This is a genomic window from Photobacterium sp. R1 (assembly GCF_054600795.1).
In genome coordinates, this window is sequence record NZ_BAAHZP010000714.1 from 1 (window position 1) to 256 (window position 256).

Here is a 256-nt window from a genome sequence, read left to right on the forward strand (position 1 = left end):
GTATTCACATCCAGCAAAGTCACTGTTGAGCCAAAAATCACTTTTCCATGGTTCGTCATCTTGGTGACATCAATAACCTGAGCAACCGACAACTTATACTCAATATCGCGAATCTGTGCTTCACAGATCCCTTGCTCCTCTCGGGCTGCGTGATACTCCGCATTTTCTTTCAGGTCACCCAGCTCACGAGCTTCAGCAATGGCCTCTGTAATCTGTGGACGACTTTTCATCAAGGCGTCCAGCTCTTGACGCAGCT

General features: G+C 48.0%; 1 protein-coding gene. It reads right to left on the minus strand.

Annotation, left to right across the window (positions count from 1 at the left end; all coding sequences use genetic code 11):
- Positions 1-254: GreA/GreB family elongation factor (locus ACYP03_RS26940; RefSeq protein WP_459782797.1), on the minus strand; the 254-nt coding region annotated here is incomplete at its 3' end.
- Positions 255-256: the final 2 nt, after the last annotated feature.